Annotated in this window: 18 protein-coding genes; 8 read left to right on the top strand and 10 right to left on the bottom strand. The window is 70.2% G+C overall.

Going from position 1 to position 14,850, the window contains the following annotated elements:
* Positions 1-127 precede the first annotated feature (127 nt).
* On the top strand, positions 128-523 hold the full coding sequence (locus ACWEOZ_RS38525) for an Imm1 family immunity protein (protein ID WP_451915610.1): 396 nt from the start codon (positions 128-130) through the stop codon (positions 521-523).
* 382 nt (positions 524-905) lie between these two features.
* Here the strand turns inward: ACWEOZ_RS38525 and qcrB are convergent, their stop codons facing one another.
* From qcrB to ctaE, 4 genes are read right to left on the bottom strand one after another with little or no spacing between them, the layout of a single operon-like run.
* Positions 906-2,525, bottom strand: a complete 1,620-nt coding sequence (gene qcrB / locus ACWEOZ_RS38530; protein WP_451915611.1) for a cytochrome bc1 complex cytochrome b subunit — start codon at positions 2,523-2,525, stop codon at positions 906-908.
* A complete protein-coding gene (qcrA, locus tag ACWEOZ_RS38535) occupies positions 2,522-3,640 on the bottom strand; it encodes a cytochrome bc1 complex Rieske iron-sulfur subunit (protein WP_451915612.1) in 1,119 nt (372 codons plus the stop codon). Before qcrA ends, qcrB begins: the two co-directional genes overlap by 4 nt.
* Positions 3,637-4,485, bottom strand: a complete 849-nt coding sequence (gene qcrC, locus ACWEOZ_RS38540) for a cytochrome bc1 complex diheme cytochrome c subunit (protein ID WP_451915613.1) — start codon at positions 4,483-4,485, stop codon at positions 3,637-3,639. The genes qcrA and qcrC overlap by 4 nt, the downstream gene beginning before the upstream one ends.
* A gap of 46 nt (positions 4,486-4,531) precedes the next feature.
* Complete coding sequence (ctaE, locus tag ACWEOZ_RS38545) at positions 4,532-5,128, bottom strand: aa3-type cytochrome oxidase subunit III (RefSeq protein WP_451915614.1); 597 nt, start codon at positions 5,126-5,128, stop codon at positions 4,532-4,534.
* Positions 5,129-5,252: 124 nt separating this feature from the next.
* Here ctaE and ACWEOZ_RS38550 point away from each other — a divergent pair, with 124 nt between their 5' ends.
* The 4 genes from ACWEOZ_RS38550 (at position 5,253) to ACWEOZ_RS38565 (ending at position 8,244) form a co-directional block, all read left to right on the top strand.
* Positions 5,253-6,254 carry a cytochrome c oxidase assembly protein gene (locus ACWEOZ_RS38550; protein ID WP_451915629.1) on the top strand — a complete coding sequence of 334 codons (1,002 nt, stop codon included), beginning with the start codon at positions 5,253-5,255 and terminating at the stop codon, positions 6,252-6,254.
* Between the two features lie 51 nt (positions 6,255-6,305).
* Positions 6,306-6,752: a hypothetical protein gene (locus ACWEOZ_RS38555; RefSeq protein ID WP_451915615.1), complete on the top strand. Its 447-nt coding sequence runs from the start codon at positions 6,306-6,308 to the stop codon at positions 6,750-6,752.
* 88 nt (positions 6,753-6,840) lie between these two features.
* A complete protein-coding gene (gene trpD, locus ACWEOZ_RS38560) occupies positions 6,841-7,905 on the top strand; it encodes an anthranilate phosphoribosyltransferase (protein ID WP_451915616.1) in 1,065 nt (354 codons plus the stop codon).
* A gap of 132 nt (positions 7,906-8,037) precedes the next feature.
* Positions 8,038-8,244, top strand: coding sequence for a hypothetical protein (locus ACWEOZ_RS38565; protein WP_451915617.1), 207 nt, complete (start codon positions 8,038-8,040; stop codon positions 8,242-8,244).
* Positions 8,245-8,347: 103 nt separating this feature from the next.
* Here the strand turns inward: ACWEOZ_RS38565 and ACWEOZ_RS38570 are convergent, their stop codons facing one another.
* Positions 8,348-8,773: a cytochrome c oxidase subunit 4 gene (locus ACWEOZ_RS38570; RefSeq protein WP_451915618.1), complete on the bottom strand. Its 426-nt coding sequence runs from the start codon at positions 8,771-8,773 to the stop codon at positions 8,348-8,350.
* A gap of 9 nt (positions 8,774-8,782) precedes the next feature.
* Positions 8,783-9,646 carry an aa3-type cytochrome oxidase subunit II gene (gene ctaC, locus ACWEOZ_RS38575; protein WP_451915619.1) on the bottom strand — a complete coding sequence of 288 codons (864 nt, stop codon included), beginning with the start codon at positions 9,644-9,646 and terminating at the stop codon, positions 8,783-8,785.
* A 247-nt stretch (positions 9,647-9,893) separates the two neighbouring features.
* Between ctaC and ACWEOZ_RS38580 the strand changes: the two genes are divergently transcribed.
* Complete coding sequence (locus ACWEOZ_RS38580; RefSeq protein WP_451915620.1) at positions 9,894-11,033, top strand: cysteine desulfurase family protein; 1,140 nt, start codon at positions 9,894-9,896, stop codon at positions 11,031-11,033.
* Positions 11,030-11,242 carry a sulfurtransferase TusA family protein gene (locus tag ACWEOZ_RS38585; protein WP_451915621.1) on the top strand — a complete coding sequence of 71 codons (213 nt, stop codon included), beginning with the start codon at positions 11,030-11,032 and terminating at the stop codon, positions 11,240-11,242. The genes ACWEOZ_RS38580 and ACWEOZ_RS38585 overlap by 4 nt, the downstream gene beginning before the upstream one ends.
* Here the strand turns inward: ACWEOZ_RS38585 and ACWEOZ_RS38590 are convergent.
* The 4 genes from ACWEOZ_RS38590 to ACWEOZ_RS38605 form a co-directional block, all read right to left on the bottom strand.
* Positions 11,218-11,778 carry an AAA family ATPase gene (locus tag ACWEOZ_RS38590; protein WP_451915622.1) on the bottom strand — a complete coding sequence of 187 codons (561 nt, stop codon included), beginning with the start codon at positions 11,776-11,778 and terminating at the stop codon, positions 11,218-11,220. The genes ACWEOZ_RS38585 and ACWEOZ_RS38590 overlap by 25 nt on opposite strands.
* Positions 11,779-11,785: 7 nt before the next feature.
* Entirely contained in the window at positions 11,786-12,769 is a 984-nt protein-coding gene (locus ACWEOZ_RS38595) for a carbohydrate kinase family protein (protein ID WP_451915623.1), read from the bottom strand.
* 187 nt (positions 12,770-12,956) lie between these two features.
* The gene (gene erpA, locus ACWEOZ_RS38600) at positions 12,957-13,331 is read right to left on the bottom strand and encodes an iron-sulfur cluster insertion protein ErpA (RefSeq protein ID WP_360548229.1); all 375 of its coding nucleotides are present in this window, start codon (positions 13,329-13,331) and stop codon (positions 12,957-12,959) included.
* Positions 13,332-13,432: 101 nt separating this feature from the next.
* Complete coding sequence (locus ACWEOZ_RS38605) at positions 13,433-14,545, bottom strand: glycerate kinase family protein (RefSeq protein ID WP_451915624.1); 1,113 nt, start codon at positions 14,543-14,545, stop codon at positions 13,433-13,435.
* Positions 14,546-14,594: 49 nt separating this feature from the next.
* On the opposite strand from ACWEOZ_RS38605, the gene ACWEOZ_RS38610 reads away from it, so the two are divergent.
* On the top strand, positions 14,595-14,744 hold the full coding sequence (locus ACWEOZ_RS38610) for a hypothetical protein (protein ID WP_451915625.1): 150 nt from the start codon (positions 14,595-14,597) through the stop codon (positions 14,742-14,744).
* Positions 14,745-14,850: the final 106 nt, after the last annotated feature.

The raw sequence follows: 14,850 nt of genomic DNA on the forward strand, positions 1-14,850 counted from the left end.
GCCCGTCCAGCGGCCTTACGCACGATCATCCGGCTGCACCCGAGTGGTGCCACTTCTCGGCTCTGGCGCGAACTGCGTGAATGATCTGGAATGGCGTCCAGGCATCGCGCCAACCCGAGGAGGTAGGTTGCGCGCCAAGGTCAAGTGGCGGGCCGGCCAACGTGGCCCTCTCATTACCTGCGAAGAGGAGTTGCGGCACGCATTCGCGGAGGCGGAGCAGGACGCCGCGCACCTGCCGTTGATCGCTGAGGTGACGCTCGACGATGGCGACTGTCTGTCCGTTGGGCTGGGCCGCGAGGTCTCAGTGTTGAGCTACGTGGGCGCGTCCAAGATGCCGCCGTATTTCAATAGCCAAGGGTCCGTGCGGAGGCGAGACGGTGGAGGCGTGGTTTTCCTCTACTACGGGCACTGGTCGGAGTTTCCGCCATCGGCTGCGGTGCCGACAGCAGACGCCTTCGAAGCGGTTCGCTACTTCTGCGAGCATGGCAGGCTGTCCCCGCTGATCAGCTGGGTCGAGGTGTAACCCCTTCCGCCTCGGAAGTCATGGGCGCGGCCTTCCTGTCTCGGCGGTTACCGGCGCCGTTCGCCAGGTGAGCAGGACTCGCCCACGAAGAAGGTTGAATCCGGCTCGGCGGTGACGACGAGCAGGCGTTCGAGCGACGTCAGCGCATCGGCGACATCGACCCGCCGCTGACGCGCGGCAGCTCGCCGGCCTCCTGCTGGCCCGTGCACCGCAGCGTCGAGACCCCTCGACAAGGCCGGCTCGACGAGAACGCCCTGCGGAGCCTCACCGAGACGGCCCTGGCCGCTCTTCCGCGCCCACCCCGATAGTGCCGCACGACCCACGGCTGCCTGCGGGCAGGAAAAAGGGGACCCCGTGGGGTCCCCTTTTCCGTGCTCGTCGATCAGCGACCGGAGGTGATCTCCTCGCGCTCCTCGCGGGCGGTCACCGGCGGCATGCCCGGTGACACCGGCGCCTCGGCCGGCTTCTCGACCGGGAAGAAGAAGCCCTTCACCGCGGGCGCCAGGGCGCCGAGGCGGTTCATCTTCTTCGGGACGACCCAGCCCGCGTAGTCCAGCGGCAGCGGGTGGCCGTGGTCGTCGACCGGGCCCAGCGGCTGGTGGACCTCGTAGAACCGGCCGTCGGGAGCCCGCTTGATGATGCCGGTCTCCACGCCGTGGGCCAGCACCTCGCGGTCGTGCTGCTGCAGGCCCAGGCAGATCCGTACGGCCAGCCAGTACGCCAGCGGCGGCAGGATCACCAGGCCGATGCGGCCGGCCCAGGTCATCGCGTTCAGGCTGATGTGGAACTTGTCGGCGATGACGTCGTTGCCGCCGGAGATGGTGGCCACGATGAAGAACGTGAACGCCATCGCGCCGACACCGGTGCGCTCGGGTGCGTCACGCGGGCGCTGAAGCAGGTGATGGGACTTGTTGTCCTTCATCCGCCGGGCCTCGAGGAACGGGTACATCATCGGGACTGTGAACAGCGCGCCCAGGCCGACGACGGCCGGCCAGAACAGCGGCGGGATCACGTAGCCGTTGCCGATCGGGATGTCGATCTGCCAGGCCGGCATGAGCCGGACCAGGCCGTCCATGAACATGACGTACCAGTCGGGCTGGCTCGCCGAGGAAACCTCGGAGGCCCGGTACGGCCCGAACAGCCAGATCGGGTTGATCTGGAACAGGCCGGCCATCAGCGCGATGACGCCGAAGACGGCCATGAAGAAGCCGCCCTGCTTGAGCGCGTACCGCGGGAACATGCGCTCGCCGACGACGTTCGAGTTGGTCCGGCCGGGGCCGGGCCACTGGGTGTGCTTCTGCTTGAACACCAGGCCCAGGTGCACGCTGATCAGCGCGAGCAGGCCGCCCGGGATGAGCAGCACGTGGGCGATGTAGAAGCGGCCGATGATCAGCTCGCCGGGGAACTCGCCGCCGAAGACCGACGCCGACACCCAGGAGCCGACGACCGGGATCGACAGCATGATCGCCGAGGCGATGCGCAGGCCGGTGCCGGACAGGCCGTCGTCCGGCAGGGAGTAGCCGGTGAAGCCGGCGAGGAAGCCCAGCAGGAACAGCGCGATACCGATGATCCAGTTGGCCTCGCGCGGCTTGCGGAACGCGCCGGTGAAGAACACGCGGGCCATGTGCACGATCATGGAGGCCATGAAGAGCAGGGCCGCCCAGTGGTGCATCTGGCGCATGAACAGACCACCGCGGACCTCGAACGACAGGTCCAGCGATGACGCGTAGGCGGTCGACATCTCGGTGCCGCGCAGCGCCGGGTAGGCGCCGTCGTACGCGATCTCCTTCATCGACGGGTCGAAGAAGAGGGTCAGGAAGACGCCACTGAGCAGCAGCACGATGAACGAGAACAGCGCGATCTCGCCCAGCAGGAAGGACCAGTGGTCGGGGAAAACCTTGTTGAGCAGGCCGCGAAGGGGGGTGGCGACCTGCAGGCGCTCGTCGAGGCCCTTGGCTGTCTTACCCGGTACGGCTGCTAGATCGAATTTCCGGCGCTTCATGGCCGCTCCCAGAAGTCTGGCCCTACGGCCTCTCGATAGTCCGACGTTGCCACGAAGAAGCCCTCATCGTCCACCGTGATGGGCAGCTGAGGCAGGCGGCGGCTCGCGGGACCGAAGATCGGCCTGGCGTTTTCCGTGATCAGGAACTGCGACTGGTGGCACGGGCAGAGGAGCCGGTTGGTCTGCTGCTCGTACAGGCTGGCGGGGCAGCCGGCGTGGGTGCAGATCTTCGAGTAGGCGACGTAGTTACCCCACATCGCACCCTTGTTCTTGGCATCGCCGTCGGTCGCGGCGCGGGCCACCGAGGCGTCACCGGCGCGCAGGTGGATGAGCAGGGTGGGCGAGTCGGCGTACTCGTTGGTGGCGCCGTGCGGGATGCCCGGGAAGACCGTGATCTGGCCGCCGACGCTGACGTCCTCGGGCCGGATCGGCGTGCCGTCCTCACGGGTGAGCCGGACGAGCTTGCCCTGGTTGGGCACCGGGTCGAAGCCGGTGCGGAACATCGGCGGGTCCTGACCGCGGTCCGGCTTGTGCGGGCTGCGGATGAGGCCACCGATCAGCGGGGCCGCCGCGGCGAGGGCGATCGGGGTCAGGCCCAGCACGACCGCGCCCTTGAGCAGCGGCCGGCGCTGGACGGCGAGCTCGTCGACCGTGAAGAGCATCGTCTGGCCGGTGATCTGCCGGTCCTCGTCGGTGGACATGGCCTCGTGGCGGTCCTGGATCGAGACCTCGTGCGGCAGCAGCTTCTTGGCCCAGGTCAGGATGGCGAAGCCGATCGCCAGCAGGGCCAGGCCGAGCGAGATGCCCAGAATCGGCGTGTAGTAGTCGCTGGAGGTGTGACCCAGCTTGTACTCCCACGGCCACCAGATGTACGCGATCAGGAAGACCAGGCCGGCCAGACCGGCGGCCAGGAACATCAGGGCGATCGAGCGCTCGATGCGCTTCTCGGCCCGGGTGTTCGGCCCCGGGAACTGCGACTCGTACGTGACGATCTCGATGTCGTCCCGGCGAGCGCCCTCACGGACGATCTCGAAGCGCGACAGCCGCGGGTCGCTGAGGTCCAGCGGCTCCTCGCCGGCGCCGTGCGCGCCGTGCGGTTCCTTGACAACGGTCATGACTTCCCCGCAATCCACAGCGCCGCGAAGACCAGGATCGTGATGCCGACGACGAAGATCGCCAGACCCTCGGTGACCGGACCGTACCGGCCCAGGTTGAACAGGCCGCCCGGGTCCTTGTCCTCCTGGAGCTGCATCTTGACGTACGTGATGATCTCGCGCTTCTGGTCCGGGGTCAGCTCGTTGTCGCCGAACACGGGCATGTTCTGCGGGCCGCTGAGCATGGCCGCGTAGATCTCCTCGGTCGTCGCGTCGTGCAGACTCGGCGCGTACTTACCCGAGGACAGCGCGCCGCCGCCACCACCGAAGCCGTGGCAGGAGGTGCAGTTGATCCGGAACAGCTCGCCACCGGCCGCCAGCGCCTCGGGGTTCTCCTCGAGGCTCACGGTCAGGTCGCCGGTCGGGATCTGCGGGCCGCCACCCAGCTCCTGGATGTACTGCCCCAGCTGCTTGGTCTGCGCCTTGTCGAACTGCGGCGGCTTCTGCTCGGCCTGGGCCTCCTGACGGGTCATCGGCATGCGGCCGGTGCCCACCTGGAACTCGACCGAGGCCGAACCGACGCCGATGAGGCTCGGCCCGCGACCCTCGACACCCTCGGCGTTGCGGCCGTGGCACGAGATGCAGCTGTTGTCGAAGAGCGCCTTGCCCTCCTGCGCGGACGCGGAGAGCTGAGGGGTGTCCTCGGCGAACGCGCCCGGGGCGAAAGCGGTGTAGACGCCTCCGGCCAGCGCGAGCGCGGCGAGCATGCGCGCCGCCGCGCCGAGGCGCCGCCGCACCCGGCTCGGCGCCGACCGCCGCCGGTTGAACACCCGGAAACGCCGGCCGGCGGGGGTGTCAGAAGTCATGGGCTGTGTCCTCTGGGTTTTGACCTTGAAACTCACGGGCGGGCGGCTACTGCAGCCAATAGATCATGGCGAACAGCGCGATCCACACGACGTCGACGAAGTGCCAGTAGTACGACACCACGATCGCCGAGGTGGCCTGCGCCGGTGTGAACCGGCCCATGGTGGTGCGGATCATGTAGACGATGAAGGCGATCAGACCGCCCGTGACGTGCAGACCGTGGAACCCGGTCGTCAGGTAGAACATCGAGCCGTAGCCGTCGCCGTTGAGCTTGACGCCCTCGCTGACCAGCGTGCGGTACTCGTTCGCCTGGCCGAGCACGAAGATCAGGCCCATGACGAAGGTGATGGTGAACCAGCGTCGCAGCGCGAAGACGTCACCCTTCTCCGCCGCGAAGACCCCGAGCTGGCACGTGACCGAGGAGAGCACCAGGACCACCGTGAAGGTGGTGGCGTACGGGATGTTGAGCTCTTTGGTGTGCTCCTCCCACATCTCCGGGGCGGCGGCACGGATCGAGAAATACATGGCGAACAACGCCGCGAAGAACATGAGTTCACTGGAGAGCCACACGATGGTCCCCACGCTGACCATGTTGGGTCTCGTCAGCGAGTGGATCCGGCTCTTGTCGATGGCTGCCGCTGTCACGGGCTCATTATTGCCCCGCGATCACTCGAACATGTCGCGGGGGGCCCAATCCGTACCTGGTTCGCGCCCCGTGCGCCGGTGACGGTCGGTCGGGGCCTAGCCTCGAAGGGTGCAGCCAGTCGAAATGCCCACGCTCGCGGCGGCCTCGGGGGATACTGCGCCCCCGCCGTTCAGCGTCGCCGAGATCTTCACCCAGATCCGGCTGACCAGCCTGCTCGCGCTCTTCCTGGTCATCGCCGGTGCCGTCTACCTCTACGGCGTCCACCGCCTGCGGCAGCGCGGCGACCACTGGCCCCGGGGCCGCACGGTCGCCTTCCTGCTCGGCGGGCTGGGCTCCATCGCCGCGGTCACCGTCACCGGCCTTGAGGCATATGACACAACCCTGCTCAGCGTGCACATGGTGCAACACATGGTGCTGTCCATGGTGGGCCCGATCTTCCTGGCCCTCGGCGCACCGGTGACGCTGGCGCTGCGCACGCTGCCCGCGGCCAACCGCAAGATGCTGCTGGCGGTGCTGCACAGCGGGGTCGCCCGGGTGCTGACGTTCCCGCTGGTCGCGTTCGGGATCTTCGTCGCCAACCCGTTCGTCCTCTACTTCACCGGGCTCTACCGGGCCACCCTCGAGCACGCCTGGCTGCACGAGTTCATCCACGTGCACTTCATCGTCACCGGCTGCCTGTTCTTCTGGCCGCTGCTCGGGCTGGACCCGCTGCCCAACCGCTGGCCGTACCCGGCCCGGGCGCTGCTCATGGTGCTGTCGGTGCCGTTCCACACGGTGCTGGGGCTGACCATCATGCAGAGCAAGACCCTGCTCGGCGGCGACTGGTACCCGAGCCTGGGCCTGGACTGGTCGGACCCGTGGAACGACCAGGTGGTGGCCGGCGGCATCCTGTGGGCCGGCGGCGAGATCGTCAGCGTCACGATGCTGGGCATCCTCGTGCTGCAGTGGATCAAGCAGTCCGAGCGCGAGGCCAAGCGGATCGACCGGGCCCTGGACCGCGCGGAGGCCGAGGACCAGCGCCGCGCCGGGGCCGGCCCGGACGAGCCGGCCGGAGTGGGACCGGCGGCGGCGACCAAGATCACAGAGCCGGGCCCGACGGTACGACCACAGCCGGACGCCCGCTGACCGGTTCGGTACGATCAGCGGGCACCTACGAGCGTGGGAACCGGGGCACACATGAGCGACGACAGCAAGCCGCAGCCGGACAAGTACACCGTCCTGCTCTACAGCGACGACCCAGCGGTCCGGGACCGGATCAGGCTGGCCATCGGCGTCCGCCCCGCCGCCGACCTCTCCGTGGAGTTCGTCGACGCCTCCACCTGGGAGGAGTGCCGGATCCTGCTGGACACGTACGAGATCGACCTGATGGTCCTCGACGGCGAGGCGGCCCCGGCCGGCGGTCTGGGCATCGCCCGCCAGACCAAGGACGAGTACGCCGACCCGCCGCCCACCTGTGTGGTGATCGCCCGCGCCGCCGACCGCTGGCTGGCCGCGTTCGCCCAGGTCGACGCGACGCTGGTGCACCCGCTGGACCCGGTGACCACCGGTCAGACCATCGCCGGCATGCTCCGTGGCCGCCGCAACGGCGTGATCCCGCTGGGCACCATGGGCAAGCTGGGCTGAAGCCCCCGTCCAACCACCCCGCCGCCGCCCCTGACCGGACTGAAGGCGAGCCAGCCTCCCTTTCTCCCCCCGAAGGAGTGTGCCCCGCATGGGAGCACCGACCTGGCCCAACCTGCTGAGTGCCCTGCTGCGCTCTGAGGAGCTCTCGGCGCAGGACACCGCCTGGGCGATGGGCGAGATCATGGCCGGCAACGCCACCCCGGTGCAGGTCGCCGGGTTCGCGGTGGCGCTGCGGGCCAAGGGTGAGACCCCCGCGGAGCTGGCCGGGCTGGTCGAGGCCATGCTGGCCAACGCCACGGTGGTCGAGCTGCCCGAGGACGTCCGCGCGGACGCCGTCGACGTGGTGGGCACCGGCGGCGACCGGGCCCACACGGTCAACATCTCCACCATGGCCGCGATCATCACGGCCGCGGCCGGGGTCAAGGTCGTCAAGCACGGCAACCGCGCGGCCTCGTCCGCCTGCGGCACCGCGGACCTGCTGGAGTTCTTCGGCATCCCGCTGGACCTGGGCCCGGAAGGGGTCAAGCGCACGGTCGCCGAGGCCGGGATCGGCTTCTGCTTCGCCGCGCGCTACCACCCCGGCATGCGGCACGCCTCCGTGACCCGCCGCGAGCTGGGCCATCCGACGTTCTTCAACGTGCTGGGCCCGCTGACCAACCCGGCCCGGCCCCGCGCGGCGGCGGTCGGCTGCTTCGACCAGCGGATGGCCCCGGTGATGGCCCAGGTCTTCGCCCGCCGCGGCGACTCCGCGCTGGTCATGCGGGGCGAGGACGGCCTGGACGAGTTCACCACGGCGGCGCCGACCCGGATCTGGACGGTCAAGGACGGCACGGTGACCGAGTCCGTGGTGGACGCGGTCGACTTCGGACTGCCCCGCAGCAACCCGGGTGACCTGCGCGGTGGCGACGCGACGTTCAACGCCGACGCGGCGATGCGCACGTTCGCCGGCGAGAAGGGCCCGGTCCGCGACGCGGTCCTGCTCAACGCGGCGGCGGCGTTCGCGGCCCACGCGCGCTTCCCCGGCACGTTCGCCGACACGATGCGCGCCGGGATCGCCCGGGCCGCGGAGACGGTGGATTCGGGGGCGGCCACGGCGCTGCTCGGCCGATGGGTCGAGGCCGCGAAAGCGGCTAAGGCCGCCGAGTCCGCCTGACGTCACGGAGCGGGCCGGGACGGCCAATATTTTCCTGACACGCCGGGCCGGGTTCCTGACCCGCGTCGCGGCCCATGACAACGTTCGAAGGACATTCGGGTAATTCCACCTTCCGGCGAAGAGGAGCCACCCGTGCGAGATCGAGAACTGCGCTGCGTCATCTGCGACACCGAGATGCCGTTCGAGACGCCACCCTGCGTCGACGGCCATGCCGAGGAGTGCCCCGAGCTGCTCTGCACGCGCTGCGGCGCGGCGGAGATCGTCGCCCCGGTCACCTTCCGCGTGCTGTTGTCCGCGGGCGGGTCCCGAGTGGCCCCCCAGCAGCGCCGGGCCGCCTGACCCATACCCGCCTCACCCCGTGCCCCGGCGCGGGCGCACAGGCCAGCAGAAAGGCCCGCACCCCCGAGGGGATGCGGGCCTTCTGACTGTCGCTGCGTCCCGGTCAGTGCTCGGCCGGGTGCCGGGTGCCGGAGTAGTACTCGAACAGCAGGCCGCAGGCCGCGAAGATCACCAGGATCATGCCCAGGGCGACCAGCCACCACTGCCAGAACACCAGGCCCAGGCCGGCGATCGACGCGGCCAGGGCCAGGCCGAACGGCCAGTAGCTGCCCGGGCTGAAGAAGCCGACCTCGCCGGCGCCCTCGGCGATCTCGCCGTCCTCGCGGTCCTCGGGCCGCAGGTCGATGCGCCGGGCCACGAACCAGAAGAAGCCACCGCACATCGAGCAGAGCAGGCCGGAGAGGATGAGGGCGACGAAGCCGATCCACTCGAGCTTGCCCACCTCGCCGTAGGTGTAGGAGCCGTAGACGGCGGCCGCGCCGAACAGGAAGACGGCAACGCCGGCGAAGATCTTGTATTCGGTCTTCAACTCTGGTCCCTACTTCCCCGCCGCGGTGTTGCCGGACTGATTCCAGGACTGTCCGGTCCGGCGGGTGTCGAATGGCTTCGTGGTCACGGCGAAGCGCTCGTCGCCGGTGTAGCCGATCGCGCCCATCGCGTCCTGGGTGGAACCGCCGGCCTGCTTGGCCGCGAGGAACTTGTCGAACTGCTCCGGGGAGACGACCACCAGCTCGAACTGCATGAAGGCGTGGTACGTCCCACAGAGTTCGGCGCAGCGACCGACGTAGCGGCCCGGACGGTCGAGGGTCACCTCGAAGGAGTTGCGCACGTTGCCCGGGAACACGTCCCGCTTGAACAGCATCTCCGGCACCCAGAACGAGTGGATGACGTCGCGGCTGGTCTCCTCGAAGCGGATCTTCTTGCCCGTGGGCAGGACCAGCAACGGGATGACGTCGCTCGAGCCGAGGTTGGACGCGACCGTCTTGGCCTCCGCGCCGGGTGCGTCGCGGTAGTTGAACTGCCAGTTCCACTTGAACGCCACGACCTCGACGGTCATGTCCGGCTTGGCCGAGAGCTTGTCCACGTCGGTCTGCACGATCGCCGTGTAGTAGAAGAGCACCGCGACGATCAGCACCGGGGTCACCGTGTACAGAACCTCGAGCGGCATGTTGAACCGGGTCTGCACGGGCAGATTGTCGCCACGCTTGCGGTACCGGATGATGCACCAGAAGATCAGGCCCCAGACGAAGAACCCGACGACCAGCGCCGCGATCGTCGAAGCGATCCAGAGGTCGTACATCTTGTGGGCCTGCAGACTGATGCCGTGCTCGGGCCAGCCGAACCCGCCGAAGGCGCTTCCGACGCTGTCCACCGAACAGCCCGACAGCAGGGCCAGCAGCATGGCACCACCGACACCGAGCCCGGCGAGCCGTACGACACGCGGCCGTGCGACCGAACTCCTTGAGACCACCTGCTCCTGCCTCCCTAGAGCACCGCCCGGTGCGAAATCCGGACACCGGCGGCAAGGTGTCACCGACGGTCGCACACTACTCGACCTGGCCCTGCCACCCGCTGACCGGGGGTCGGATCTTCGGCGTACCCGCGAAACGACTGATCATGTGGACGATACCGTTCGGAAGGTGGAATTCATGGCCGATCCCGCCGGTGCGCCCGCCTACCTGGACGCGGCCAGCGCCGCTCCCCCGCATCCCGTCACGCGGCAGGCGCTGCTCGCCGCCCTGGCGGACGGCTGGGCCGATCCGGACCGCCTCTACACCGCCGGCCGGCGGGCCCAGCAGCTGCGTGAGGCGGCGCAGGGCAGCGTCGCCGAATCCCTGGGGGTACGGCAGGACGAGGTGTCCTTCCTGTCCTCGGGAACGGCCGCAGTGCACGCCGCTGTCCTGGGCGGACTCGCCGGGCGGGCCCGGGCCGGCCGGACGCTGGTCCACTCGGCGATCGAGCACTCGGCGGTGCTGCATGCCGCGGCCCAGGCCGGTGACGCGGTGCCGGTCGGGGTCGACCGGGCCGGCCGGCTCGATCTGGACGCCTGGCGCACGGCGGTCGGCGCGCCCGGAGTGGCCCTGGCCAGCCTCATCAGCGCCAGTCACGAGGTCGGCACCGTGCAGCCGGTGGCCGCCGCCGCGGAGGCCTGCGCGGAGCACGACGTGCCGCTGTTCGTGGACGCCGCGCAGTCGATCGGGCGGGTGCCCGTGCCGCCGGGCTGGTCACTTCTGACGGCCAGCGCGCACAAGTGGGGCGGTCCGCCGGGGGTGGGTGTGCTGGTGGTGCGCAAGGGGGTGCGGTGGCTGTCGCCGTACCCGGGTGATGATCGTCACCGGCCGCGGCCGGTCGGCGCGCTCGATCTGCCGGCCGTCGTCGCGGCCGCGGCCTCGCTGCGGGCCGTGCTGGCCGAGGCGCAGACCGAGGCCGTGCGGCTCACCGCCCTGGTGGAGCGGATCCGGGCGACCGTCGCGGCCACCGTGCCCGACGTCGAGGTGGTCGGCGATCCGGTGCAGCGGCTGCCGCACCTGGTCACCTTCTCCTGCCTGTACGTCGACGGCGAGGCCCTGCTGCACGCGATGGACCGGCACGGCTTCGCCGTCTCCTCGGGCTCGTCGTGCACCGCCTCGACGCTGCGGCCCAGTCACGTGCTGGAGGCGATGGGCGTGCTCAGCCACGGCAACGTACGGGTGTCGCTGCACCGCGGGACCACCGACGAGGAGGTGGACCGCTTCCTGGCGGTCCTGCCCGGGGTGGTCGCCGGACTCCGGGCGGAGGCGGGGATGTGATCGAGGTGGACTCGCGGGGGCGGCGCTGTCCCCTGCCGATCATCGACCTGGCCAGGCGGCTGCCGGCGGTGGCGGTCGGCGAGGTCGTGCGAGTGCTGGCGGACGATCCGGCGGCGGCCAACGACATCCCGGCCTGGTGCCGGATGAAGGCCCAGGAATATCTGGGCAGCCCGGCGCCGGACGTCTACGAGGTGCGCAGACTCAGGTAGTCAATGACCGGGCCGACCGGCTCCTCGGCCAGGAACGTGTCCACCACCAGCCGCGGGCCCAGGTACGGCTCGTACTCGGCCTGGCGTTCCAGCACGCGCACCCAGTCCGGGATATAGTCTTCAGTCCGGTTTTGGGCGGCGGGTGGGGCGGTTGGATGGCCGTCGTGGGCGCGGGCGGCGAAACGGCTCTCGACCCGGCGGCGGTGCTCGGCGTCGTCGCCGCAGACCACCTCGACGACCCGCAACGGGACGTCGAGGCGTTCGGCGAGCTCGACCCAGTGCTGGCGGGCCGCCTTCACCGGGTTCACCGCGTCGATGATCACGTGGTGGCCCATCCGGAGCTGGGCCTCCGCGAGCGCCGCCACCACCCCGTACGCGGCATAGCCGGGCCGGGGCTCGGTGACGTCGTACGCCCGCATGGTGAAGTCGACCGTGTCGACCGCCAGCACGGCAGCCGGCAGCGCCGCCCCCACCAGCCCGGCCAGGGTGCTCTTACCCACCCCGGGCAGGCCGGCGAAGACGGCGAGGGTCGGCATGCGCGGCTCAGACCGTGGCGGGCAGGTACGGCTGGACGTCGGCCGCGGCCTGGTCACCGTAGGAGTCGGCGAGGCGCTTGAGGAAGAAGTCGGCCTTGATGTCGTACTCCTGCGGGCCGACCGTCTCGAGCACGAGCGCGGCGACCAGCGAGCCGACCTGCGCGGCCCGTTCGAGGCCGACACCCCAGCCCAGGGCGGCGAAGAAGCCGGCCCGGAAGCCGTCGCCGACGCCGGTCGGGTCGTCCGGGACGACGTCGCGGGCGACCGGCACGTGGATCCGCTCGATGTCGCGGCCGGTGATCTCCACGCCGTCCTTGCCCAGCGTGGTGACCCGGATCTTGACCTGCTCGAGCACCTGCTCGCCGGTGAGGCCGGCCTTGGACTCCAGCAGCGAGCGCTCGTAGTCGTTGGTCAGCAGGTATTCCGCGCCGGTGATCAGTGTCAGCACGTCGCTGCCGTCCATCCGGGCGAGCTGCTGCGACGGGTCGGCGGCGAACGCGAAGCCACGGGCCCGGCACTCCTGCGAGTGGCGGATCATCGCGGCCGGGTCGTTGGCGCTGACCAGCACCAGGTCGAGGCCGCCGACGCGGGCGGCGACCGGGGCCAGCTCGATGTTGCGGGCCTCGCTCATCGCGCCGGCGTAGAACGAGGCGATCTGGTTCAGGTCGTCGTCGGTGGTGCAGACGAAGCGGGCCGTGTGGGCGACCTCGCTGACGTGCACCGAGTCGCAGTCGACCCCGTGCCGCTCGAGCCAGGACCGGTAGTCGGCGAAGTCGGCGCCGACCGCACCCACCAGGATCGGGCGCAGGCCCAGCTTGCCCATGCCGTAGGCGATGTTCGACGCCACGCCGCCGCGCCGCACGACCAGGTCGTCGACGAGGAACGAGAGCGAGACCTTGTGCAGCTGGTCGGCGATCAGCTGCTCGGCGAACTTGCCGGGGAAGTGCATCAGGTGGTCGGTGGCGATCGAGCCGGTAACGGCGATCTTCATGTCGGCCCTCGAGGTCGGGTGCGATTACCGGGTGAGCCTACCGGCCGTCGGCCCGGGCGACACCCGGGCGTCATCTGCCGGACATGGTTCCCCGGGCCGGCCCATGGTCGCGGGCCGGCCTGGTTTTCCGCTCGAGACATGGTCGAGGGCCGCCCCCGGTCACGGGAACGGCCCTCGGCGGAGTGGATCAGTGGAACGAGTCGCCGCAGGCGCAGGAGTTCTGCGCGTTCGGGTTGTCGATGGTGAAGCCCTGCGCGTCGATGCGGTCCGCGAAGTCGATCGTGGCACCCGCCAGGTACGGCGAGCTCATCCGGTCGACGACGACCTCGACACCGTCGAACTCCGCCACGATGTCGCCGTCCAGCGAGCGCTCGTCGAAGAAGAGCTGGTAGCGCAGGCCGGAGCAGCCACCGGGCTGCACGGCGATGCGCAGGCGCAGGTCGTCGCGACCCTCCTGCGCGATGAGACGCTTGACGTTGGCGGCCGCGACGTCGGTCAAAATGACGCCGGTCGGCGCGGCCGTGGTGGCCTCGGTCGACTCGGTGTGCGCTTCAGTGGTCACGTTGCGGTTCTCCTGCCGGTCCGGTGATGTGCCGTACCGGCCAACGCTAACGCTGTCCGGGCTTATTCCCAATCGCCGGCGCCGAGATGTCGGACACCTGGTCATCTGCTCCATTGCCGGGCGAGCCCGGCGGCGACCTCGCGCAGGCCCCGGGCCGGCTCGGCCAGCGCCTGCTCCTCGGAGCCGAAGTGCTCGATCAAGGCGTACGTCTCGGTGACCCCGGCGCTGGCCGCCTCGCGGTGACCCGTCTCGTTGCGCCCGGCGATGACCACGCAGGGCAGGCCCCGGTCGCGGGCGCCGTTGGCGATGCCGGCGGCGACCTTGCCGCGCAGCGACTGGTGGTCGAACGAGCCCTCACCGGTGATCACCAGGTCCGCCGCGTCGAGCTGCTCCTCCAACGCGATCAGGCCGGTGACCAGGCCGATCCCGGAGACGACCCGGCCGCCGAGGGCGAGCAGGGCGGCGCCGATCCCCCCGGCCGCGCCGCCACCGGGCAGGCTGCGCAGATCCTCGACGCCGAACGCCTGCTCCAGCACACCGGCGAAGTGGTCCAGCGCCGCGTCCAGCCGCAGCACGTCCTCGCGGGTGGCGCCCTTCTGCGGGCCGTAGACGCTGCTGGCGCCGTGCAGGCCGACCAGCGGGTTGTCGACGTCGGTGGCCGCCACGAGGCGTACCTGGCGCAGCTGGGGCTCGCCGGCCAGGGCGGTCGCGGTGACCAGCGGCGCTCCCCCGTACGGCAGGGCGTAGCCGCTCACGTCGACCGGGCCGGCACCCAGCGCGGCCAGCATCCCGGCGCCGGCGTCGTTGACCGCGGAACCGCCGAGCCCGACGACCACCTCGGCCGCGCCGGCCTCCACCGCGGCGGCGAGCAGCAGGCCCAGCCCGTACGAGGTCGCGCCGTTGACGTCCCGCTCCTGCTTGCTGAGCAGATGTAGGCCGCAGGCCTGGGCGCTCTCGACGTAGGCCTTGTCGCCGACCAGCAGCACCTCGCCGCGGGCCGGGCGCCCCAGCGGGTCGACGGTGTCGACCGGGAGGCGGCGGCCACCGAGCGCGGTGCTCAGCACCTCGACGAAGCCGGGACCGCCGTCGGACAGCGGGCGCAGCACGGTCTCGTCGTCCGGGGCCGTCTCGTGCCAGCCCTCGGCCACCGAGGTGGCGACCTCGGAGGCGGTCAGCGTGCCGGCGAACTTGTCGGGGCAGATCAATACGCGCACGGGGAGAAAGTACAGGCATCACACAGGTTGGGGTGTCACGCTCGGTTGCATGGCCACTCTCATGCAGCGACTGCAGATGTTCCTGCGCAGCCCGCAGGGTCAGAAGATCGTTCAGCAGGGTCAGCGTCAGCTGGCCAAGCCGGAGAACCAGGCGCGGCTGCGCAAGCTCGCGACCAGGTTCCAGAACCGCCGGCGCTGAGTGCCCTAGGCCGCGTTTCATAAAGCTTTGAGCCATTGGTTGATGGCGGCGACGGTGAGGGTGGCTTCGTAGCGCACGGCCAGCTTGTCGTATCTGGTGGCCATGG

The organism is Actinoplanes sp. NPDC004185 (assembly GCF_053603475.1).

Coding starts and splice junctions, on each gene's coding strand:
- qcrB (WP_451915611.1), bottom strand. CDS start 2,525: ATGAAGCGCCGGAAATTCGATCTAGCAGCCGTACCGGGTAAGACAGCC.
- qcrA (WP_451915612.1), bottom strand. CDS start 3,640: ATGACCGTTGTCAAGGAACCGCACGGCGCGCACGGCGCCGGCGAGGAG.
- qcrC (WP_451915613.1), bottom strand. CDS start 4,485: ATGACTTCTGACACCCCCGCCGGCCGGCGTTTCCGGGTGTTCAACCGG.
- ACWEOZ_RS38550 (WP_451915629.1), top strand. CDS start 5,253: ATGCCCACGCTCGCGGCGGCCTCGGGGGATACTGCGCCCCCGCCGTTC.
- ACWEOZ_RS38555 (WP_451915615.1), top strand. CDS start 6,306: ATGAGCGACGACAGCAAGCCGCAGCCGGACAAGTACACCGTCCTGCTC.
- trpD (WP_451915616.1), top strand. CDS start 6,841: ATGGGAGCACCGACCTGGCCCAACCTGCTGAGTGCCCTGCTGCGCTCT.
- ctaC (WP_451915619.1), bottom strand. CDS start 9,646: ATGCTGCTGGCCCTGCTGTCGGGCTGTTCGGTGGACAGCGTCGGAAGC.
- ACWEOZ_RS38580 (WP_451915620.1), top strand. CDS start 9,894: ATGGCCGATCCCGCCGGTGCGCCCGCCTACCTGGACGCGGCCAGCGCC.
- ACWEOZ_RS38590 (WP_451915622.1), bottom strand. CDS start 11,778: ATGCCGACCCTCGCCGTCTTCGCCGGCCTGCCCGGGGTGGGTAAGAGC.
- ACWEOZ_RS38595 (WP_451915623.1), bottom strand. CDS start 12,769: ATGAAGATCGCCGTTACCGGCTCGATCGCCACCGACCACCTGATGCAC.
- ACWEOZ_RS38610 (WP_451915625.1), top strand. CDS start 14,595: ATGGCCACTCTCATGCAGCGACTGCAGATGTTCCTGCGCAGCCCGCAG.